Source organism: Pseudomonas fjordensis (assembly GCF_976987115.1).
Genome location: NZ_OZ336860.1, coordinates 1,646,114 through 1,661,125 on the forward strand (window position 1 = coordinate 1,646,114; position 15,012 = coordinate 1,661,125).

The following is a 15,012-nucleotide window of genomic DNA, read 5'->3' on the forward strand; positions in this document are numbered from 1 at the left end:
CGGGTTCACAAAACCCACAATGGCTGAAAGAATGGCGACCACTTTTCATGGTGTTTTCCGAGGGGACTTAGGTGCAGATTCAGGGTCATTACGAGCTGCAGTTCGAAGCGGTGCGCGAAGCCTTCGCCGCCCTGTTCGATGATCCTCAGGAGCGTGGTGCCGGGCTATGCATCCAGATCGGCGGGCAAACCGTCGTCGACCTGTGGGCCGGTACTGCCGACAAGGACGGTGCCGAGGCCTGGCACAGCGATACCATCGTCAACCTGTTCTCCTGCACCAAGACCTTCACGGCAGTGACTGCCCTGCAACTGGTCGCCGAAGGCAAGCTCAAGCTCGATGCGCCGGTGGCCGATTACTGGCCGGAGTTTGCCGCGGCTGGCAAGGAAACGATCACGCTGCGCCAGTTGCTCTGCCACCAGGCCGGGCTGCCCGCCATCCGCGAAATGCTGCCCATCGAAGCCCTGTATGACTGGCAATTGATGGTCGATACTCTGGCGGCCGAGGCCCCGTGGTGGACTCCGGGCCAGGGCCATGGCTATGAGGCGATCACCTACGGCTGGCTGGTTGGCGAACTGTTGCGCCGCGCCGATGGGCGCGGGCCGGGGGAGTCGATCGTGGCGCGGGTGGCACGCCCATTGGGGCTGGACTTTCATGTGGGCCTGGCAGATGAAGAGTTTTATCGCGTCGCCCATATCGCGCGCAGCAAAGGCACTATGGGGGATGAAGCCGCGCAACGGTTACTTCAAGTAATGATGCGCGAGCCTGCGGCGATGACTACCCGTGCATTTGCCAACCCACCGTCTATTCTGACCAGCACTAATAAGCCCGAATGGCGACGCATGCAGCAGCCTGCGGCGAATGGCCACGGTAATGCGCGCAGCCTGGCCGGGTTTTATAGTGGTTTGTTGGACGGTAGTTTGCTGGAAAGCGACATGCTCGAACAATTGACCCGCGAGCACAGTATCGGGCTGGATAAAACCTTATTGACCCAAACCCGCTTCGGCCTGGGCTGCATGTTGGATCAACCGCAGTTGCCCAATGCCACGTTCGGCCTTGGGCCCCGTGCATTCGGGCATCCAGGGGCAGGGGGCTCAGTCGGCTTTGCCGACCCTGAACATGATGTAGCCTTCGGTTTTGTGACTAATACCCTGGGGCCTTACGTACTTATGGACCCGCGTGCCCAGAAGTTGGTCGGAATATTGGCCGGTTGTCTATAAACCCCTTGCTGTTTCACAATTTTTTGTTACAAAGGCAAGTATAAAAAAGATGCTGAACGACATGTTGTAACTTGAATGTTCTTTTAGCGTCTGTTTAACGGGTCCCGCGACCCCCTGTTTTTTCTCATTTTGTGGATATCTCATGTTATCGAACAAGTCTTTGGCACTGGCGCTGTGTCTCACTATTACGGGTTGTGCACAAACTCCACAAAATGATGCCGAAGGTGGGCATTGGTGGTCATTTGGATCTGACAAAGCGGCAACCAAGGATCCAGTGGCCCAGACCGACGCCAAGCCGGATGCCAAGCCCGACGCCAAGCCGGCCGCGGGTGCCAAGCCTGTTGAACCTGTCGCCGCTGCAGCAGCGCCTGCCAAGGCTGACACCGGTTACAGCTGGTGGCCGTTTTCCACCAAGAGCGCCGAAGAAAAAGCCGCCGACGCCAAGGCTGACCTGAAAGCCGACCTCAAGGCCGCAACCCCGGCCTCTGACGCAGCACCTGTCGTCGCCAAGACCGACAGCGAGCCGCGCTGGTGGTGGCCGTTCGAAAGCAAGCCAAAGCCGTTGGCCAAGGTCGACGTGACCAACGTGCCGATGCCTGATCCGAAAGTCACCCAAGCCTGGCTGGACGAATACGAACCACGCCTGCGTGCGGCTATCAAGGACAGCAACCTGCAACTTGAGCGCCGTGACAACACCCTGGTGGTGATTGCTCCGGTAGACGGCTCCTACAACCCGAAGCGCCCGGCCATGTTGCTGCCGGTGACCCTGGGCCCGTTCACGCGGGTGGCCAAGGCCGTTGAAGCTGACCCGAAAACCGCCGTACTGGTGCTGGGCCACGTTGATGCCACGGGCAGCGCTCCTGCCAGCCAGGCGTTGAGCAAGGAACGTGCGCAGTCCATTGCCTCGATTTTCAGCCTGAGTGGTCTGAAACAGGATCGCTTGATGCTGCGTGGCATGGGCGACCTTATGCCGCGTGCCGCCAACGACAGCAATCAGGGGCGTGCGCTGAACCGTCGCATGGAAATCATGTTCACTCAGCGTACAACGATGTTGGCACTGCTGAGCAAGTACAACTCGGGCAAGACCCCGCCCGTAGCTGAAATGGTCGCAGTGCAGAATGTGCCTGCGCCAGCGCCGGCGGCAAAAGCACCTGCCAAAAAGGCCACGGCCAAGAAAGCGGCGGCCAAGCCAGCAGCTAAAAAGGCTGCGGCCAAGCCGGCTGCCAAGAAGCCGGCGACTGCCAAAGCCAAGGCGGCACCTGCTTCGAACGACCAGGCAAAAAACTGAGCTGTTGAACCACAAGGATAAAGCCGCATGACCCAGGCACTGGCCGATATGCGCCGTGACTATACACGGGACGGTTTGAGCGAGGCCCAGGCCCCGGACGAGCCGTTTGCGTTGTTCCACCAATGGTTTGGCGATGCGGTTAAAACCGAACAGCCGCCAGTGGAGGCCAATGCCATGACGCTGGCGACAGTCGACCAGGACGGTCGCCCGCACTGCCGCATCCTGCTGCTCAAGGGCCTGGATGCGCAGGGCTTTACCTTCTTCACCAACTATCAGAGCGCCAAGGGTGAACAACTCGCGGCGCGACCGTTCGCGGCCATGACCTTCTTCTGGCCAACCCTGGAGCGCCAGGTACGCATTGAAGGGCGCGTGGTCAAGGTCACGCCTGAAGAGTCGGATGCTTATTACCAGGTGCGCCCGTTGGGCAGCCGCCTGGGCGCCTGGGCTTCTCCGCAGAGCAAGGTGATTCGTGATCGCGAAGAACTGCAGGCGCTGCTCAAGGCCACTGAAGAGCGCTTCAGCGATACCCAGCCCGATTGCCCCGAGCATTGGGGAGGGTACCGTTTACTGCCCGAGCGCATCGAGTTCTGGCAAGGCCGCGCCAGCCGCCTGCATGATCGTCTCAACTACCGTTTGCAAGACGGCCAATGGTCCCGCGAGCGTCTGGCGCCCTGAGCGTCACCTTTCGTCATCCCACCTGAATCAACACCGTTGCGCCGAAGTCTCTGTTCAAGAGGCTCCGGGCGCTTTCGGCTGTGCGCTACACTGATCGAGCCGGTTATGGCATCGTTCTGTACCCTGGCTTGGTTACCGTTCGTCGAGTTCTCTGGTGCTGGCAGTCTGTACTCAGGCTGAATGAAAGCAAGTTTCTGCCTGGCGCGCCGTGACACGCGCCAAGCCACAGCGTTTAATGAATACCTGTCCTTTGGAGTTGATGCTATGCGTAAGTCCGTTTTACTAGTTGCCTGCTTTACCACCCTGTCGTTGTTGTTGGGTGGCTGCGCCTCGAGTCTGACCGGCGACTCGTACTCTCGTGATGAGGCGCGTCGTGTACAGACCGTTCGCATGGGCACCATCGAATCCCTGCGTCCAGTGAAAATCGAAGGCACCAAAACCCCAATCGGCGGCGCTGCGGGCGCAGTCATCGGCGGCGTTGGCGGCAGCGCCATCGGTGGCGGCCGTGGCAGCATCGTTACCGCGGTGATCGGCGCCGTTGCGGGCGGCCTGCTGGGCTCGGCCACTGAAGAAGGCCTGACCCGTACCCAGGGCGTGGAAATCACCGTGCGCGAAGACGACGGCAGCATGCGCGCCTACGTACAAGCCGTGCAGGAAAATGAAATCTTCCGCATTGGCGACCGCGTACGCATCATGACCGTCGACGGTACCAGCCGCGTGACTCGCTAAGCCTTAAACTACAGGCGAAGAAAAACCCCCAACCGGGTGACCGGTTGGGGGTTTTTTGTAGGAGCGAGCTTGCTCGCGAAAAACGTTAACGATTACGCGTATTCAATGAATGAATGCGGCGCCTGTAAGTTTTTCGCGAGCAAGAACTAGGCGTCCCCCTCGCTCCTACTTCAATCATGCAACGACGGCTTTCTTGCGACTCGCCATTGCCGTCACCGCATACCCGATAAAGGCCGCCAGGATCGACCCGGTCAGAATCCCCATGCGATCTTCACCGGCAAACTCGCTGGCGCCTGGCACAAACGCCAGGGAGCCGACGAACAGGCTCATGGTGAAGCCGATCCCGCACAATATCGCTACGCCCAATACCTGGCCCCAATTGGCGCCGCTGGGCAGTGAGGCGATGCCGGTCTTGATCGCCAGCCAGGTGAGGCCGAACACACCGACGGTCTTGCCGATCAACAGGCCTGCGGCGATGCCCATGGGCACGGAGTGGGTAAAGCTTTCCAGGCTGACGCCCGTCAGAGAGACCCCGGCGTTGGCGAACGCGAACAGCGGCAGGATGGCGTAGGCCACCCACGGGTGCAGGGCGTGTTCCAGGCTCAGCAGCGGCGAGGTTTCGGCATTCTTGGTGCGCAGTGGAATGCAGAACGCCAGGGTCACGCCAGCCAGCGTCGCATGCACACCGCTCTTGAGTACGCACACCCACAGGATCAGGCCGATGATCATATACGGCCCCAGCTTGATCACGCCCAGGCGGTTCATCGCGATCAGCGCAATCAAACACGCCCCCGCGCCCGCCAGGGATGCGGTGGACAAGTCAGCGGAATAGAACAGGGCAATGACGATGATGGCCCCGAGGTCATCAATGATTGCCAAGGTCATCAGGAACAGCTTCAGCGACACCGGTACGCGCTTGCCCAGCAGGGCCAGAACGCCCAGCGCAAAGGCAATGTCGGTGGCCATAGGGATCGCCCAGCCAGCCAGGGCGGCGGGGTTGTCCTTGTTCAGCGCCCAGTAGATCAGCGCCGGCACCACCATGCCGCCGATGGCCGCTGCGCCAGGCAGCACCACTTGGGAAGGCTTGGACAGGTGGCCATCCAGAAGCTCGCGCTTGACCTCCAGGCCGATCAGCAGGAAGAACAGGGCCATCAGGCCATCGTTGATCCATAGCAGCGCCGGCTTGGCGATTTTCAGCGCGCCAACCTGTGCAACCACTGGCGTGTCGAGAAAGGCGTTGTACAGGTGCGACAACGGTGAGTTGTTGATAATCAGCGCCAAGGCAGCAGCGGCGATCAACAACAGGCCACTGGCGGCTTCCAGCTGGAAGAAACGGGTGAAAGTGCTACGCAGAGGCAAGGGATGCTCTCCAATCCAGGTTCAATAGGTGGGTACCCTAACCCGTACCGTTAGTTGTTAAAACAAAAGTTATATTCTTATTTGTTATAAGAGATGGCCCGGGACATCGGTGAGCCAAAGACTAGCAATTGTGTGTCCAATTGCGTCGTCACTGTATCTGTGTGGAGTGTAGGAAACATCTTAAGATCACCGTTGAAAACCTTTAGAGAAGCCAGCATGAGCGACCACCGTACCTGGGCCCGCGAAGCCATTCGCATCATTGAAGCGGACTTCCAGCGCAGCGCCGATACCCACCTGATCCCGCTGCCATTACCGGGTTTGCCAGGCATCGAGTTGTACTTCAAGGATGAGTCCAGCCACCCCACTGGCAGCTTGAAACACCGGCTGGCGCGCTCGCTGTTTCTGTATGCGCTGTGCAATGGCTGGCTCAAGCCGGGCGCTCCCGTTATCGAAGCGTCCAGTGGCTCCACGGCGATCTCGGAAGCCTACTTCGCGCGCTTGCTCGGCTTGCCGTTTATTGCCGTCATGCCCGCTACAACGTCTCAAGAGAAGATCGCCCAAATTGCCTTCTACGGGGGCAAAAGCCATCTGGTCCAGGACCCGACGCAGATCTACGCCGAATCCGAACGCCTGGCCCAGGAAAGCGGTGGTCACTTCATGGACCAGTTCACCTACGCCGAACGTGCCACCGACTGGCGAGCGAACAACAATATTGCCGAGTCGATCTTCCAGCAGATGCGCTTTGAACAGCACCCGGAGCCGAGTTGGTTGATTTCCAGCCCTGGCACCGGCGGCACCACCGCGACCCTGGGCCGCTACGTGCGTTATCGCCAGCATTGCACCCGGGTGCTGTGTGCCGATGCCGAACGCTCGGTGTTCTTCGACTTCTACCAGAGTGGTGACGCCAGCCTGCGCCTGGACTGTGGCTCGCGGATTGAAGGGATTGGTCGCCCACGGGTGGAGGCATCGTTTCTGCCGGCGGTGATTGATGCCATGGTCAAGGTGCCAGATGCGTTGTCCCTGGCGGCCATGCATTACCTGGCGCAGCGTTTAGGGCGACGGGTTGGTGGTTCCAGCGGGACCAACCTGATCGGTGCGCTGATGGCGGCGCAACAGATGAAAGCGGCGGGGGCGTCGGGGTCGATTGTCGCGATCTTGTGCGATGGCGGAGAGCGTTATGCCACGACCTATTATGATCAGGCGTGGTTGGCGGGGCAGGGCTATGAGCTGGAGGGTTTGATCGCGGCTGTAGCAGCAAGTGTCGAACGTGGTGAAGCGCTACCCGATAGCATCCTGCGGGCCAATATCTGACACCCTGCGAAACAGTGTGGGAGCCAGCTCCCACCTTTGAATGTATTCACACATTAAATTCTGAAACCCGTTTAACTGTGGGAGCTGGCTTGCCCCCGAACAGGCCCTCCCAGTCGATACACCTCTAACTCTCCTGCGCTCTGTAGGCCCCCGGGGTCAACCCCGTCCACTTCTTGAACGCCCGATGAAACGCCGACGGTTCGGAAAACCCCAATTGTTCGGCGATCTCCTGCAAAGACAAATCCGCCCGCCCCAAGTGGTAAATGGCGATATCCCGGCGTAACTCATCCTTCAATGCCTGAAAACTCGTGCCTTCTTCGCGCAGATGCCGGCGCAGGGTCTGTGGGCTGATGTGCAGGTGCTGGGCAACGGCTTCCAGGTCTGGCCAGGGCGTGCGGTCGCGGCTCAGCAGGCGGCGCAGCTGGCTGCTCAGGCTGTCGCCTTCATCCGGCCGGGATAACAAGTCGGCAGGGGAGCGCTGCAAGAAGTGCTTGAGGGTGCGTTCATCCTGCAACAGCGGCAGGCTCAGGTAACGGCTGGGAAACACCAGGCTACTGGTCGGCGCACCGAACGCCTGGGGGCAGGGGAACAGCAGGTCGTATTCACCGGCATGGGCCGGCATCGGGTAACTGAAGGTGGCCTGCTGCAGCCGGATACGCTGGCCGATCAACCAACTGCCCAGGCGATGCCAGATTACCAGCAGGCATTCACTGAGAAAGTGGTCCGGGTCCCATAACTGCGAGTCGTCCAGGCTCAGGCGCGCCATGTCGCCTTCTTTGGTCAGCTGCCAGCGCGGGCCTTGGGGGAACAGGCTATAAAACAATAAGCCGCGCTCCAGCGCCTTCTCCAGCGTGCGGCAATGAATCAGCGCGTGGCACATCATGGCAAAAGTGCCACGTTTGCTCGGCCCTTCGGCAAACCCCAGGTATTCGTCATCCAGCTCCAGCCAGAGCATTTGCAACAACCGGGTAAATTGCTCTGGAGCGATGCGGGCGCGGGGCTCGGTCAGCAGTTCCGGGGTAATGCCCACCTGCTGCAACACCCCCGAGTAGTCAAAACCGGCCCGGCGCGCACCGCCGAGGGCTGCTCGGGCGTAATGGCTGGCGATGGTACGTTCACGCATGCAAGGGCCTCATCCATGGAGTGGCGGATGGTAGCCATCACCCGGCGGGGCGACAAGGCGGATATCCGCCAAATTGTAGGACGAGACAGGGTGAGTGGGCGGAAATCCGCCACCTTGTTGCGCGTCTCGGAGTCGCCCGTAAACCCCAAGCCCTGATGTCTAAGGGCCTTCAGCGCGTTTAAGCAAAGTGGCACGCTGTTTGCGATAGGGGTTACAGCGCAGGCTTGTTCCTACAGGCTTGGCAAACAACAAATCCCTCCAGTGCAGGAGGGTTCGCAATTCAAGTGCCGTGGGCAATGGCGGATATTTGCCACACGGGACGATTGAGGAACTTTGCAATGACGACTCGTCAGCCAATCTACAAATCCCTGTATTTCCAGGTGATCGTTGCAATCGTTATCGGTATTTTGCTCGGCCACTTCTACCCGCAGACCGGCGTGGCCCTCAAGCCACTGGGTGACGGCTTTATCAAGCTGATCAAAATGGTCATCGCCCCGATCATCTTCTGTACCGTGGTCAGCGGCATCGCTGGCATGCAAAGCATGAAGTCGGTGGGCAAGACCGGCGGCTACGCGCTGCTGTACTTCGAAATCGTTTCTACCATCGCCCTGCTGATTGGCCTGGTCGTGGTCAACGTGGTGCAGCCGGGCGCCGGCATGCACATCGACGTCGCGACCCTGGATGCTTCCAAAGTGGCGGCCTACGTCACCGCCGGTAAAGACCAGAGCATCGTCGGCTTTATCCTCAACGTCATCCCGAACACCATCGTCGGCGCCTTCGCCAACGGCGACATCCTGCAAGTGCTGATGTTCTCGGTGATCTTCGGTTTCGCCCTGCACCGCCTGGGTGCCTACGGCAAGCCGGTGCTGGACTTCATCGATCGCTTCGCCCACGTGATGTTCAACATCATCAACATGATCATGAAGCTCGCGCCAATCGGTGCCTTGGGCGCCATGGCGTTCACCATCGGCGCCTACGGTGTCGGTTCCCTGGTGCAGTTGGGCCAATTGATGATCTGCTTCTACATCACCTGCATCCTGTTCGTGGTGTTGGTGCTGGGCGCCATCTGCCGCGCTCACGGTTTCAGCGTGTTGAAGCTGATCCGCTACATCCGTGAAGAACTGCTGATCGTACTGGGTACCTCGTCTTCCGAATCCGCACTGCCACGCATGCTGATCAAGATGGAGCGCCTGGGCGCGAAGAAGTCCGTGGTCGGCCTGGTGATTCCAACCGGTTACTCCTTCAACCTCGACGGTACGTCGATCTACCTGACCATGGCGGCTGTGTTCATCGCCCAGGCGACCGACACCCACATGGACATCACTCACCAGATCACCCTGCTGCTGGTGCTGCTGCTGTCGTCCAAAGGCGCTGCTGGCGTGACCGGTTCGGGCTTCATCGTACTGGCCGCCACCCTGTCGGCCGTTGGCCACCTGCCGGTTGCGGGCCTGGCGCTGATCCTGGGTATCGACCGCTTCATGTCCGAAGCCCGTGCCCTGACCAACCTGGTGGGTAACGCAGTTGCCACCATCGTTGTGGCCAAGTGGGTCAAGGAACTGGACACCGACAAGCTGCAAAGCGAGTTGGCGTCTGGCGGTACCGGTATCTCCGAAACCCGCGAGCTCGATGACCTGGGCGTGGCTGAAGGCCCGGCGCCTGTCGTCAAATAAGTGGCTGCTGGCGTGAACTGACGCCAACGCTATCGGCAAACGCCCCGACTGGTTCGGGGCGTTTGCGTTTCTGGCGGGATGCTACGGATATTTTTGGTTTACAGTGAACGCGACAGTACTTACCGGAGGCCTGATGGACAGTGTGGATCTGAACGTCCTGCGCAGCGTGCTGCAATGGCGCCGCGCCGGGCAGCGCGTGATCTTGTACAGCGTGGTGCAAACCTGGGGCAGCGCGCCGCGCCCGCCGGGGGCAATGCTGGCCCTGCGCGGTGATGGCGTGGTGATTGGCTCGGTGTCGGGCGGTTGCATCGAGGATGACTTGATCGCACGCCTGCAAGATGGCCGCTTGCCTGCTGACGGCCCGCCTGTGCAGTTGGTGACTTACGGCGTCACTCGCGATGAGGCCGCACGTTTTGGCCTGCCCTGCGGTGGCACCCTGCGGCTCACCGAGGAGCGCGTGGACGAGTGGGGTTGGGTCCAAGCGCTGCTGGCGCGTTGTGAAGATCATCAGATTGTCGCTCGCGAGCTGAACCTGGCCACCGGCGAGGTGACGTTGAGCGCCGCCAGCAAGACCGACGTGGTGAGCTTCGACGGTGAACGCTTGCGCGCCATCTACGGCCCGCGCTGGCGCCTGCTGCTGATCGGCGCCGGGCAGCTGTCGCGCTACGTAGCGGAAATGGCGCGCCTGCTGGATTTCGAAGTGCTGATCTGCGACCCCCGCGAAGAGTTCGTCTACGGCTGGGAAGACCAGCATGGCCGCTTTGTGCCGGGCATGCCCGACGAGGCGGTGTTGAATATTCATACCGATGAACGCACGGCCATTGTCTGCCTGACCCACGATCCACGTCTGGATGACATGGCGTTGCTGACGGCGCTGAACTCCACGGCGTTCTATATCGGCGCCCTGGGTTCGCAGGTCAATACCCAGAAACGTCGGGAGAACCTGGCCGCGCTGGGCCTGTCGGCGGACGCCATCGCGCGCTTGCACGGGCCGATCGGCCTGCACATCGGCAGCCATACGCCGGCGGAAATTGCGCTGTCGCTGATGGCGGAAATTGTTGCGATCAAGAATGGCGTGGCACCGATGCAGAAAAAGCCGTTGGCAGTGGTGGCCGAGTGACGGTGACCGCAATTGTGCTGGCGGCGGGGCAGGGCAGTCGTTTTCGGGCTGAAGCAGGAGCTGATCAAGACAAGTTGCTTGCCGCTTGTGTGGGGTTGGATGGCGTTACCCGTCCGGTCATCGAGCAGGTGCTACGCAATTTGCCTCTGCGTGTCGAAAAGCGCTGGTTGGTGACTTCGCCGGAGCGCGCAGAGGTTATCCGTCTGGCAAAGGCTTATGGCTGTCAAGTTGTGCTGCTGGATTCGAGCGGGATGGGCGACAGCATTGCGGCGGCGGTCAAGGCCAGCGGTGCGGCGGATGGGTGGCTGGTGGTGTTGGGGGATATGCCGTTTATTCAGTCATCGAGTATCGAACGGGTGATTGCCAACGTGGAGGGCGTCACTGTGCCGGTATCTGCCGGGCAGTACGGGCATCCAGTGGCTTTTGATCGCACGTTTGGCCCGGCGCTGATGGCGCTGAGTGGGGATCGCGGAGCCAAGCCGTTGTTTGCGCGAGCACAGGTGCGGGAGATGCAGATGGATGATCCCGGTGTGCTTTGGGATGTGGATGTGCCGCAACGGTTGAGTTTTAGCGCAGATTAAAGGTGGGAGCTGGCTTGCCTGCGATTGCGGTGTGTCAGCCACATCCAGGCTGACTGAATTGACCCTATCGCAGCATAGGTATCTACATAACTTTGTGGGCTGTAGCAGCAGGCGGTAACCACGATGCGAAGCGAGCCGCTCTTGATCTTGATCTTAGGCGCCCCGTTAAACCACGCTGGCCGGAATTCGACAGTGATTTGGGGGGTAAACCGGCAGGGATGCCGGTTTAGCCGCCCCGCGCCATGGATGGCGCGTGGCGGCGACCCCCCAAATCACTGTCGGATTACGGGCACACCGAGCCTAGGCGAGGTGCCGAGTGGTGGGGCAAGAGCGTTTTGCTTACTTTTGCGCTGTTCAAAAGTGAGCCGCCGTAGGGCGGAACCCTAAGTGGCCGTTACCGCAGGAATGGATATGTACCCGATAAACTGTGTCAGCTGTCAGGCCGCCTTCGCGAGCAAGCCCGCTCCCACAGTGGGATCATTGGGGTGTCAGGTAGATAGGTATCGGCTGTCAGACCGCTATCGCAGGCAAGCCAGCTCCCACAGTGATTGCATTTCAAGTCGAGATAGCCAGCCATAAAAAAGCCCCGCCTGATCACTCAGGCGGGGCTTTTTAGTGGCGGTTGGAATCAGACGAGGGGTTTAGGCTCGTGCTCTGCTTCCGGGGCCTTGTGATCTACCGCCTGGGCTGCGGCTGCGGCTGCAGCAGCTTCGGCTTCCTTGCGGCGACGACGCACTTCACGTGGGTCGTTCGGCGCACGGCCGTTTTCGGTGAGGGCGCTTGCAGGTGCAGCTTCAACCACAGGGGCGGCCACTTCGGCAACCACCGAGGCTTCGACTTCAACCACGGGCGCAGGCTCCGCAACCGGCGTCGGCTCAACCACTGGGGCTGGCTCGGCGGCGACTTCGGCAACCGGTGCCGGCGCTTCTTCTACCACTGGGGCAGGTGCTGGCGCTTCAACCGGTGCAGCCGGTTCGGCAGTCCACTGGAAGGCGGTCTGTTCTTCGCGAACTTCACGCACGGCCGGGGATGCTTCTTCGACCACCGGAGCTTCTACGGTCGCTTCTACTACTGGCTGAGGCTCAACTACCGGAGCCGGTTCAACGGCAACCGCTTCGGTTTCTGGCTGTGCATCGCGAACCGGGGCAACTTCCACTTCCGGAACCACTGGGGCTTCGACAGGGGTTGTGGCTTCAACGACTGGCGCTTCAACAACCGGCGCTTCGACCGCTGGGGTTTCGGCGGCTGGCGCTTCTACGGCAACAGTGTCTTCGACGGAAGCGGTAGCGCGTTCGGCTTGCTCGTGGGCCTGGGCTTCAGCGGGGGCGCTGATGACCGAGCTGGCAACGGCAGCGGTAACGGCCAAGCCGGCAGCCAGTTCGGCGCCTGTTGGTTCGTTGTTGGCAGCTTCTGGGTTTTCGCCGGTTTCTTCCGAACCTTCGATCACGTTGCCGTTGGCATCACGCTGACGCTCACGACGGTTGCTGCGACGACGCTGGCCACGGGAGCGGCGGCGTGGACGATCGCCTTCGGCGTTGTCCTGGCCGTCTTCCTGCAGTTGCTCTTCGCCGGTCAGTACTTCTTCTTCGCTGGCAGCAGCGGCTTGCTCGGCGCGTGGTTGACGCTCTTCACGTGGCGGGCGCGGTTGGCGCTCTTCACGGGGTGCGCGCTCTTCACGCGGCTGGCGGGCCGGGCGTTCTTCGGTGGTAACGGCTGCGGCAGCGGCAACGGCAGGTGCCGCGTCCAGAGGCTCGCGCAATTCACGCACACGTTCTTCACGCTCGCCACGTGGCTTGCGGTCTTCACGTGGAGCGCGTGGGGTACGTGGGGCGCGCTCTTCACGCGGTGCACGTTCTTCACGGGCGACGGTCGGGGTGTCTTCGCGGGCTTCGCGAGGCGCACGTTCTTCACGTGGTGCGCGTTCTTCACGCGGAGCACGTTCTTCGCGAGGCTTGCGCTCTTCGTCGCGGCGGCCATTGCGGTTACGGCTCTGCTGGCGACCGTTGCGACGTTCTTCATTGCGCGCCGGGCGCTCGGTGGCAGGTTTTTCAACCACAACCGGGGCAGCAGGCTCTTCCTTGGTGGCGAACAGGCTGACCAGCGACTTCACCAGGCCCTTGAACAGGCTTGGCTCAGGCAGGGCGGCCGGCGCGGCAACCGGGGCGGCAGCTTCGGTCGGTACCGGTGCGTTAGCGCGGGCCGGCGCAGTCTTGACGGCCGCTTCCTGGCGAACCAGGGTGCGGGTCGCAGCGGCTGGCTGGACTTCTTCGACTTCGGCGGCAGCCGCGGCGATTTCATAGCTGGACTGGCCGCTGTGGGCTTCCGGGCTGTCATCACGCAAGCGCTGGACTTCGAAGTGCGGCGTCTCGAGGTGATCGTTCGGCAGGATGACGATACGGGCACGGGTGCGCAGTTCGATCTTGGTGATCGAGTTGCGTTTTTCGTTGAGCAGGAAGGCCGCAACCGGAATCGGCACTTGTGCGCGAACTTCGGCGGTACGGTCTTTCAGGGCTTCTTCTTCGATCAGGCGCAGGATCGCCAGGGACAGCGATTCAACGTCACGGATGATGCCGGTGCCGTTGCAACGTGGGCAAACGATGCCGCTGCTCTCGCCCAGGGATGGACGCAGGCGCTGACGGGACATTTCCAGCAGGCCGAAGCGCGAGATGCGGCCGACTTGCACGCGAGCGCGGTCAGCTTCCAGGCATTCGCGGACTTTCTCTTCCACGGCGCGCTGGTTCTTGGCGGGGGTCATGTCGATGAAGTCGATGACGATCAGGCCGCCGATGTCACGCAGGCGCAGCTGGCGGGCGATTTCTTCAGCCGCTTCCAGGTTGGTCTGCAGGGCGGTTTCTTCGATGTCGCTGCCTTTGGTCGCACGCGCCGAGTTGATGTCGATGGACACCAGGGCTTCGGTCGGGTCGATCACGATGGAGCCGCCGGAAGGCAGTTCGACCACGCGCTGGAAGGCGGTCTCGATCTGGCTTTCGATCTGGAAACGGTTGAACAGCGGCACGCTGTCTTCGTACAGCTTGATCTTGCTGGCGTACTGCGGCATCACCTGGCGGATGAAGGTCAGGGCTTCGTCCTGGGCTTCAACGCTGTCGATCAGCACTTCGCCGATGTCCTGGCGCAGGTAATCGCGGATGGCGCGGATGATCACGTTGCTTTCCTGGTAGATCAGGAATGGCGCGGAACGATCCAGGGACGCTTCTTTGATAGCGGTCCACAGTTGCAGCAGGTAGTCGAGGTCCCACTGCATTTCTTCGCTGCTGCGGCCAAGGCCGGCAGTGCGCACGATCAGGCCCATGTCGGCCGGTGCGATCAGGCCGTTCAGCGCTTCACGCAGTTCGTTGCGCTCTTCGCCTTCGATGCGACGGGAAATACCGCCGGCACGTGGGTTGTTCGGCATCAGTACGAGGTAACGACCGGCGAGGCTGATGAAGGTGGTCAGGGCTGCGCCCTTGTTGCCACGTTCTTCTTTTTCGACCTGGACGATGACTTCCTGGCCTTCGCTCAGGACGTCCTTGATGTTCACGCGGCCTTCGGGGGCTTTCTTGAAGTATTCGCGGGAGATTTCTTTAAGGGGCAGGAAGCCGTGGCGCTCGGAGCCGAAATCGACAAAGGCAGCCTCAAGGCTTGGTTCGATGCGAGTGATACGGCCTTTATAGATGTTGGCCTTTTTCTGCTCGCGTGCACCGGATTCGATGTCCAGGTCGTAGAGGCGTTGGCCATCTACCAGTGCAACACGCAACTCTTCGGGTTGAGTTGCGTTAATCAGCATTCTTTTCATGTTGTACCGTCGGTTTCCGGGCTGCCGGAAACGGCGTTCGGCACACACGACTTCTCACGGTCGGTGTCAGGTGCGTCAAGAGTGGTTGGCCACTCCAGTGTCCAGCAAAATCGGCCAATTGGGCCGGTATCGCGACGGACGCGTCC

At 61.0% G+C, this 15,012-nt stretch carries 11 protein-coding genes; 8 read left to right on the plus strand and 3 right to left on the minus strand.

Annotation, left to right across the window (positions count from 1 at the left end; all coding sequences use genetic code 11):
- Positions 1-71 precede the first annotated feature (71 nt).
- From ACWHXD_RS07510 to ACWHXD_RS07525, 4 genes are all read left to right on the plus strand, one after another.
- Complete coding sequence (locus ACWHXD_RS07510; protein ID WP_032893146.1) at positions 72-1,217, plus strand: EstA family serine hydrolase; 1,146 nt, start codon at positions 72-74, stop codon at positions 1,215-1,217.
- A 142-nt stretch (positions 1,218-1,359) separates the two neighbouring features.
- Positions 1,360-2,505 (plus strand): OmpA family protein, encoded by a 1,146-nt coding sequence (locus tag ACWHXD_RS07515; protein WP_138763369.1) that lies wholly within the window; start codon positions 1,360-1,362, stop codon positions 2,503-2,505.
- 27 nt (positions 2,506-2,532) lie between these two features.
- Entirely contained in the window at positions 2,533-3,180 is a 648-nt protein-coding gene (pdxH, locus tag ACWHXD_RS07520) for a pyridoxamine 5'-phosphate oxidase (protein ID WP_032893144.1), read from the plus strand.
- Positions 3,181-3,444: 264 nt separating this feature from the next.
- Positions 3,445-3,909 carry an outer membrane lipoprotein gene (locus ACWHXD_RS07525; RefSeq protein WP_003189251.1) on the plus strand — a complete coding sequence of 155 codons (465 nt, stop codon included), beginning with the start codon at positions 3,445-3,447 and terminating at the stop codon, positions 3,907-3,909.
- Between the two features lie 174 nt (positions 3,910-4,083).
- Here the strand turns inward: ACWHXD_RS07525 and nhaA are convergent, their stop codons facing one another.
- On the minus strand, positions 4,084-5,268 hold the full coding sequence (gene nhaA / locus ACWHXD_RS07530) for a Na+/H+ antiporter NhaA (protein ID WP_032893143.1): 1,185 nt from the start codon (positions 5,266-5,268) through the stop codon (positions 4,084-4,086).
- 216 nt (positions 5,269-5,484) lie between these two features.
- Here nhaA and ACWHXD_RS07535 point away from each other — a divergent pair, with 216 nt between their 5' ends.
- Positions 5,485-6,579 (plus strand): PLP-dependent cysteine synthase family protein, encoded by a 1,095-nt coding sequence (locus tag ACWHXD_RS07535; RefSeq protein ID WP_056790329.1) that lies wholly within the window; start codon positions 5,485-5,487, stop codon positions 6,577-6,579.
- A 124-nt stretch (positions 6,580-6,703) separates the two neighbouring features.
- On the opposite strand, the gene ACWHXD_RS07540 is transcribed toward ACWHXD_RS07535, so the two are convergent.
- Positions 6,704-7,702, minus strand: a complete 999-nt coding sequence (locus ACWHXD_RS07540; protein ID WP_138763370.1) for an AraC family transcriptional regulator — start codon at positions 7,700-7,702, stop codon at positions 6,704-6,706.
- Between the two features lie 338 nt (positions 7,703-8,040).
- Here ACWHXD_RS07540 and ACWHXD_RS07545 point away from each other — a divergent pair, with 338 nt between their 5' ends.
- From ACWHXD_RS07545 to ACWHXD_RS07555, 3 genes are all read left to right on the plus strand, one after another.
- Positions 8,041-9,372: a dicarboxylate/amino acid:cation symporter gene (locus ACWHXD_RS07545; RefSeq protein WP_003189258.1), complete on the plus strand. Its 1,332-nt coding sequence runs from the start codon at positions 8,041-8,043 to the stop codon at positions 9,370-9,372.
- Positions 9,373-9,505: 133 nt separating this feature from the next.
- Positions 9,506-10,492: an XdhC family protein gene (locus ACWHXD_RS07550; protein ID WP_138763371.1), complete on the plus strand. Its 987-nt coding sequence runs from the start codon at positions 9,506-9,508 to the stop codon at positions 10,490-10,492.
- Positions 10,489-11,073, plus strand: a complete 585-nt coding sequence (locus ACWHXD_RS07555; RefSeq protein WP_138763372.1) for a nucleotidyltransferase family protein — start codon at positions 10,489-10,491, stop codon at positions 11,071-11,073. The genes ACWHXD_RS07550 and ACWHXD_RS07555 overlap by 4 nt, the downstream gene beginning before the upstream one ends.
- A gap of 628 nt (positions 11,074-11,701) precedes the next feature.
- On the opposite strand, the gene rne is transcribed toward ACWHXD_RS07555, so the two are convergent.
- Positions 11,702-14,866: a ribonuclease E gene (gene rne / locus ACWHXD_RS07560; RefSeq protein ID WP_462362604.1), complete on the minus strand. Its 3,165-nt coding sequence runs from the start codon at positions 14,864-14,866 to the stop codon at positions 11,702-11,704.
- Positions 14,867-15,012 lie beyond the last annotated feature (146 nt).